Genomic DNA, 6,337 nt, shown 5'->3' with positions numbered 1-6,337 from the left:
CCCCTTAAACTATTTTGCACTAAATAAACCTCACCTTAATATAATATATGTTTTTCACAAGAGAATGCTAACAAATTAATATTCACAGCATTAAACAATGAAGTTATATAACATCTTCAATTATATTGAATATTTTTTCAGCAGCATGCCCAGAAGTATATTTCTTTGATTCAAATTCCGCATTGAGTGCTATTCTATTTAAATCTGAAAGGTCAGTTTCAATAACTTTTTTAAGAACTTCCGTCAAAGATTCAACTGAGCCAGATGTAAATAAGAAACCATTAACACCTTCCTTAATTAGCTCTTTACTTGCTCCAGAATCACTTGCAATAACAACCATTCCAGATGCCATTGACTCTATTGTAACTCTCCCAAATGCTTCTGAAAGAGATGGAACTAAACATATATCCTGCTGGAATTTTACTGTATTTGGATCATCAATAAATCCCGTGAACTCAACTCTATCATCTAAACCACAGTCGGTAACTACTCTTTTAAGATAATCTGCATACAGATTATCATCGTCTCCAATTATTCTCAAATGAGCATCATATCCATCATTTATAAGAGTGTGAAATGCTTTTATTGCCAAATGTTGGCCTTTGCCTTCGCATAATGTACCTACAATAACAAATGTGCGTGTATTTTTATTCATTTCTGTAGCTAATTTCGTACTTGAAACATTCACATCATCATAAACCAAACATAACTTATTATTATCTATCCGCTGTTCTATTTTTTCTTTCAGAGCATCAGAAATAACTATAACCTTTGCAGAGAATTTATTAACAAGCCAGTAGTAAAAAAAATCAGTTATAACATGTTTTTGATCTTGATCCTCAACACCAAACTCTCTTATATGAAATATTGTTTTTTTTCTAAGAAAAATCGACATTAACAGTCCCATATAGTTATCGGAAGTATTCACATAGACAAGATCCACATCATCAAATTGATCCTTCACACTAATAAATGAACATAACGTAAGTATTAGTTTTAATGCTGCTTTGGGAAAACTTAAGATGGTTTCTTTAATACTTCTTATACTATATCGACCACTATAAAATTTACGATTAATATAATTAATTTCTCTTTTTCGGAGTTCCCTAGCTAAATTCCCAGATTCAGGAATTAACGCTTTTATTTCTAATTCGTTGTACTGAATTAGCTTAGCTAACAAATCAAGCATCGATGCAGTAGCACCACTTTTTACATTAGAGTCATGAAATACAATAAGGACTTTATTCATGTTGGAAGCCTAGTGCCTTAGTAATGAAATTAATAGAGTTTCGACGATGCACATGTAATATTTTTGATGCCTCTTCGAAATTGCAATGTAAATTTTCATTATTAGAATCTATTGATTCGATGCCTGGTATCATTCTATTTTTTAAGTTTACTAACTCCAAAAGAGAACTACTTCTTAGATCAACTTCGTTGCCAAAGCATAAAGTATAAAAAGGTATTTCATTTATAATTGAAAAAACAGTCCCATGAAAAGATGTCGTTAATATAAATGATGCATTAGCAAAATACATTAGAAAATCCCTAGGATCCGCATCAGTAATTGCATCTTTACTTATTTTATAATTTGTTCTGGAGGCTAGAACTTTTATTTTTAAGTTTAATGACTCAGCGATTTGGTTGGCTATACGACTCATTTCTGAATGAGGATGCATTTCATATACTAACAAATAACGCTCGTCACTATTAAAATTTTTCGATAGTGATTCCCACTCCTGGCGATCAAGGAGTAACGTTGGATCAAGATTAACTACACATTCCCTTCCTGCTTTATCTTCAATGTAGTCCTTTAAATATTTTTCTCGAACGCCAATCAAATTAATACCTTGTATTAATGAGATAAACTCTTCCTCATCCTTGCCATTTAGTGACAGCTTACCCATACTAGCAGCATAGGATACTAATTTATTAGCATTAAGACCTTCTCCTTGCCCATAATAATTTGAGTCAACACCATTCGTATAGCTAGCGTTCCATATTTGGTCACTACCAAGGAAGAGAACATCAAAAGCGTTATTCTTACTAACTGAGAATGGCTTTATGTAGTTGTTTATAAATCTTGAAAATGCACTATATCTTTTATATTTTCGCTTGAAATCCAGAATAAAATGGATCCATTCTTTAATATAGTTAACGGGACTATATTTATTAAATATAGGGTATAAGGTATATCCTTTAGTTAATATCTCATTTTCGTAATCAACAAAAAAAACATCTTTGTTATATTTTTTTATTGTGTATGACAACGCATAAGCTTGCAATAATGCACCATAATTATGTGCTTTGTGAAAAGTCAAAATTCCATAGAGATTCTTTTTATCTTGCAATTTGTTCATTTGGTAACCTTTAAAAAATACTTTCTGCCTAAATTTAGAAAATATGTGCGTTCTACTTTATCTATACCTATAAGTAAAATGAGCGGCACTAATATAATTAGAGTTGAAATAGAGTTAAACAGAACTGATTCAATACTAGTCGATTCATTTAAAAGTTGACGCTGGGTGATAAGGCAGAGAGATATAACAATAACACTAGGGATAATCACTTTCTTTATATATTGCGAAACACTTATTCTAGTTAATATTTTAATGAAATATAATCTAAGTGCTAAACATATAAAGGCAATCAAAATAGAAACGTAATATACAAGTTCAACATTATTATATACTTTCAACAAAAGAAGACATAAAGGCATATTAACTAACATCATGCCACCAACAACTAGCTGGTAATTTTTTATTTTTCCAGTTGCTTGTATGAGTGTAGAGAGTGATGCTGAAAAGCAATTTACAAATAGCTCTACAAACATTAAGTTAATAAATGTCACTGTTATTAAAGGATATTCATTCAACCAAATTTTGAGTAAAAAGCTAACATTGGTCGACAAAACAGAAATAATTATCACAGTTAAATAGACATTAATTTTACTCGTGTAAATTACCAGAGCATTTAGATAACTCGCATCATCGGCAAAATATGATTTTACTATTTGAGGACTGATCGTAAGTTGAATACTATTTGTAATTTGTAGTACCGCAGAATTAATTTGCGATGTAATAGCTCTCGCCGTGTTGAATACTACCCCAAAAAAAATGTTTATTAATACATTCACACCTTGTGAATTCAGTACTGTTGCAGCTCCTCCCCACATGTTCCACATAGCAAATGCTATAATTTCTTTTATTTTAAGAAATTCAAATATTGGACTACAATTAAATACAGGTAACTTTACAATAAAAAAAGTTATAATTGCTATTCTATTTATTAAAACTGCTGCAAGAATAGCGACTGAATAACCAATTATTGCATCATACGGTAAATAACCTACCATATTAATAAAAAAAACCTTTAGCAATGCGTCACTAATAGTAAATATTGCATATAGGTTTGCTTTTTCTAACGAAATCAATGCAGCATAAAATGGTGAGCCTATTACATTAATTAAAAAGGTAATAACCGATATGGTGAAAATGATGAAAACTTCATATGTGGATATTATTTCTTGTACTAACTTATAATTTATAAACCACCATCCGAAGATTTCTATAATTATAACTGCAATTAGAGAAAGAAAAATATGAGCTGACAAACAAGATTGAAAAATCTCAGATACATTTTTTTTACTTTCACCTAATGCTTTTGACAAAAATCTCTGAGTTGTTGACTCTAAGATATTTGTAAGAACACCAGCCAATAGAACAAAACCAGAAATAACACTATAGAGACCAAATTTTTCAATGCCTAATAAATTGATTGCTAATCTAGAAATATATAATGTTATCACCATCAATAAAATCATGCGTAGATACATTATCATGCTATTGATAAATAATCTGCGTATATTTTTTGATCTGTCTTTCATTACTAATTACTCATTCTAAACTTAATTTTCTCCAGAAAGCTAATAGCGTTTTTCCTTGTTGAGAATGGAACCAATTGCTCTTCTTTGATATAGCCAAACGCTAGCAATGACACTATTTGATAATGATTTGGGATATTGATCAATGACCTAAGCATCTTATCTTGAACTGGATTAACACACCAATTCAACACACAGCTTCCCATATTATGAGCATGAAAGGAACTTGTTAGTGATGAAATCCATATTCCCCCTTCTATTAGTCCTAAGTTTCGTTCCTCAACGCCTTCTTGGTATCTTAAATCTGCCGTTAGGATAATAAGACCTGGAACATTATTCCTAAAAGAACGACTTCCATTTTGTAACTTTAATATTTCGCCATTATTGTTTTTATTAAGAGAATAAAATATTTTTATGGCCTGTCGATTACAAGCAGAAGGACAAAACCTCGCCACATCAATCACACTTTCTAATTCAACCTCAGCAGGCATTTTTTCTGAGAAGTCCCGTATACTAACACGAGAACATACAAACTCTTTGTAATCCTCATGTCTGAACTTGTTTGCATCCGGGATTGCTGGAATAGGCTTAATCCCACCTAATATTGGCGATATACATCCAGCCTTGAAAATAATAGATCGATATTTTTCTCTCAAGTCTTCTAACTCAGGTGAACCTTTCTCCGCATGTTTATCAAAGTACAAGGATATAGTATTTAATGCAGATTGAACATGAACATCGTTATAGTCAATTTTATTGTCTTTCATGAAGATATCAATGAGAAGTGAAACATTCTTGATTGATGACTCTTTTTTAAAGTTTCTGTTAGTTAAACTTTTTTCAAGTGAGTGATATAATCTAATTATGAGTCCCAATGATTCATCAAAATCTAAATTACTCTTATGAGTTCTTAAAGAAGATTGGCTATATTTTCTGTAATCATAATAAAACCCTTTCATTACTCTAAATTCTATAAGGTATTTTCTTACTATTTTTTTTATGTCATGAATCATTTTTTTATTACCCACTTACAAGAAATTTTTCCCTGCCAAATCTTTATCTGAAATTATCATTTCATCTCCGTTGACTGGCCATTTAATAGCCAATTCAGGTGAGTCCCATCTAATGGTGTTCTCTGCTGCAGGATTATAAAAATTCGTACATTTATATGTAAAAATTGCTTCATCACTTACTACACAAAAACCATGAGCAAAACCTTCAGGTATCCAGAGTTGTTTGCAATTTTCTCCGGAAAGATACTCTCCAATCCATTGACCATAAGTTGCAGAATTTTGTCTCAAATCTACTGCGACATCGAAAATTTCACCCGATATACAGCGTACTAATTTCCCTTGAGAATATGGTTCATCCTGATAATGCAACCCTCTAATGACATTTTTTCTCGAAAAGGATTGGTTGTCTTGAACGAAATCTATTTTTTTTCCTGTTGCTTTTTCAAATACTTTCATGTTATAGCTTTCAAAGAAATATCCTCTTGAGTCACCATATTTTTGGGGTTCAAATATTAATACACCAGGGATATGTGTTTCATGGACTTTCATAATTCAATAGCCTTTAATCATTTTTAATAAATACTGACCATAAGCATTCTTTTGTAATGGTTCAGATAATTTTTTCACCTGTTCAGCATCGATAAACCCTTTGCGGTAGGCAATTTCCTCCGGGCAAGAGACCTTCAACCCCTGTCGCTCTTCAATCGTAGCAATAAAGTTACTGGCCTCAATCAAACTTTGATGCGTCCCCGTATCCAACCATGCATACCCGCGCCCCATCATGGCGACAGACAGACGCCCTTGTTCCATATAGATACGGTTAATATCCGTGATTTCCAGTTCACCACGCGCCGAAGGCTTGAGATTCTTTGCCATATCAACGACGCTATTGTCGTAAAAATAAAGACCTGTCACGGCATAGTTACTTTTGGGTTCCTGGGGTTTCTCTTCCAGACTAACCGCGGTCCCATTCTTATCAAACTCAACTACACCGTAGCGTTCAGGATCGTTCACATGGTATGCGAATACCGTAGCCCCATTTTCTTTATTAACGGCAGTATCCATTAGTTTTGGTAAATCATGTCCATAAAAGATGTTATCGCCGAGCACTAATGCACAATCATCATTACCGATGAACTCTTCACCAATAATAAAGGCCTGGGCTAACCCATCCGGACTTGGCTGAACTTTATATTGAAGGTTGAGCCCCCACTGGCTTCCGTCACCGAGTAACTGCTCAAAGCGCGGTGTATCCTGCGGGGTGCTGATAATAAGAATATCCCGAATTCCCGCCAGCATAAGTGTCGACAGCGGGTAGTAAATCATCGGCTTATCATAAATGGGCAGTAACTGTTTACTCACTGCCATCGTCACAGGGTACAAACGAGTGCCGGAACCGCCGGCAAGAATAATCCCTTTACGCGTTTTCATATCATTATCT

The 6,337-nt window shown here is 33.1% G+C and carries 6 protein-coding genes; all 6 read right to left on the bottom strand.

What is annotated here, in order from left to right; all coding sequences use genetic code 11:
* Nucleotides 1-103 precede the first annotated feature (103 nt).
* Genes AOY24_RS01695 through rfbA form a run of 6 tightly spaced genes read right to left on the bottom strand, consistent with a single transcriptional unit; the run spans nt 104 to nt 6,327 of the window.
* Nucleotides 104-1,249, bottom strand: coding sequence for a glycosyltransferase family 4 protein (locus tag AOY24_RS01695; RefSeq protein ID WP_054176037.1), 1,146 nt, complete (start codon nt 1,247-1,249; stop codon nt 104-106).
* The gene (locus AOY24_RS01690; RefSeq protein ID WP_054176036.1) at nt 1,242-2,360 is read right to left on the bottom strand and encodes a polysaccharide pyruvyl transferase family protein; all 1,119 of its coding nucleotides are present in this window, start codon (nt 2,358-2,360) and stop codon (nt 1,242-1,244) included. The genes AOY24_RS01695 and AOY24_RS01690 overlap by 8 nt, the downstream gene beginning before the upstream one ends.
* Nucleotides 2,357-3,886, bottom strand: coding sequence for a hypothetical protein (locus AOY24_RS01685; protein WP_054176035.1), 1,530 nt, complete (start codon nt 3,884-3,886; stop codon nt 2,357-2,359). Before AOY24_RS01685 ends, AOY24_RS01690 begins: the two co-directional genes overlap by 4 nt.
* 2 nt (nt 3,887-3,888) lie before the next feature.
* Complete coding sequence (locus AOY24_RS01680) at nt 3,889-4,911, bottom strand: nitroreductase family protein (protein WP_235507512.1); 1,023 nt, start codon at nt 4,909-4,911, stop codon at nt 3,889-3,891.
* Nucleotides 4,912-5,445: a dTDP-4-dehydrorhamnose 3,5-epimerase gene (gene rfbC / locus AOY24_RS01675; protein ID WP_054176033.1), complete on the bottom strand. Its 534-nt coding sequence runs from the start codon at nt 5,443-5,445 to the stop codon at nt 4,912-4,914.
* Nucleotides 5,446-5,448: 3 nt separating this feature from the next.
* Nucleotides 5,449-6,327: a glucose-1-phosphate thymidylyltransferase RfbA gene (gene rfbA / locus AOY24_RS01670; RefSeq protein WP_054176032.1), complete on the bottom strand. Its 879-nt coding sequence runs from the start codon at nt 6,325-6,327 to the stop codon at nt 5,449-5,451.
* Nucleotides 6,328-6,337: the final 10 nt, after the last annotated feature.

It is taken from the genome of Citrobacter sp. CtB7.12 (genome assembly GCF_001297795.1).
Taxonomy (GTDB): Bacteria; Pseudomonadota; Gammaproteobacteria; order Enterobacterales; family Enterobacteriaceae; genus Citrobacter_A; species Citrobacter_A amalonaticus.
This window is presented reverse-complemented; position numbering and strand designations above follow the sequence as displayed.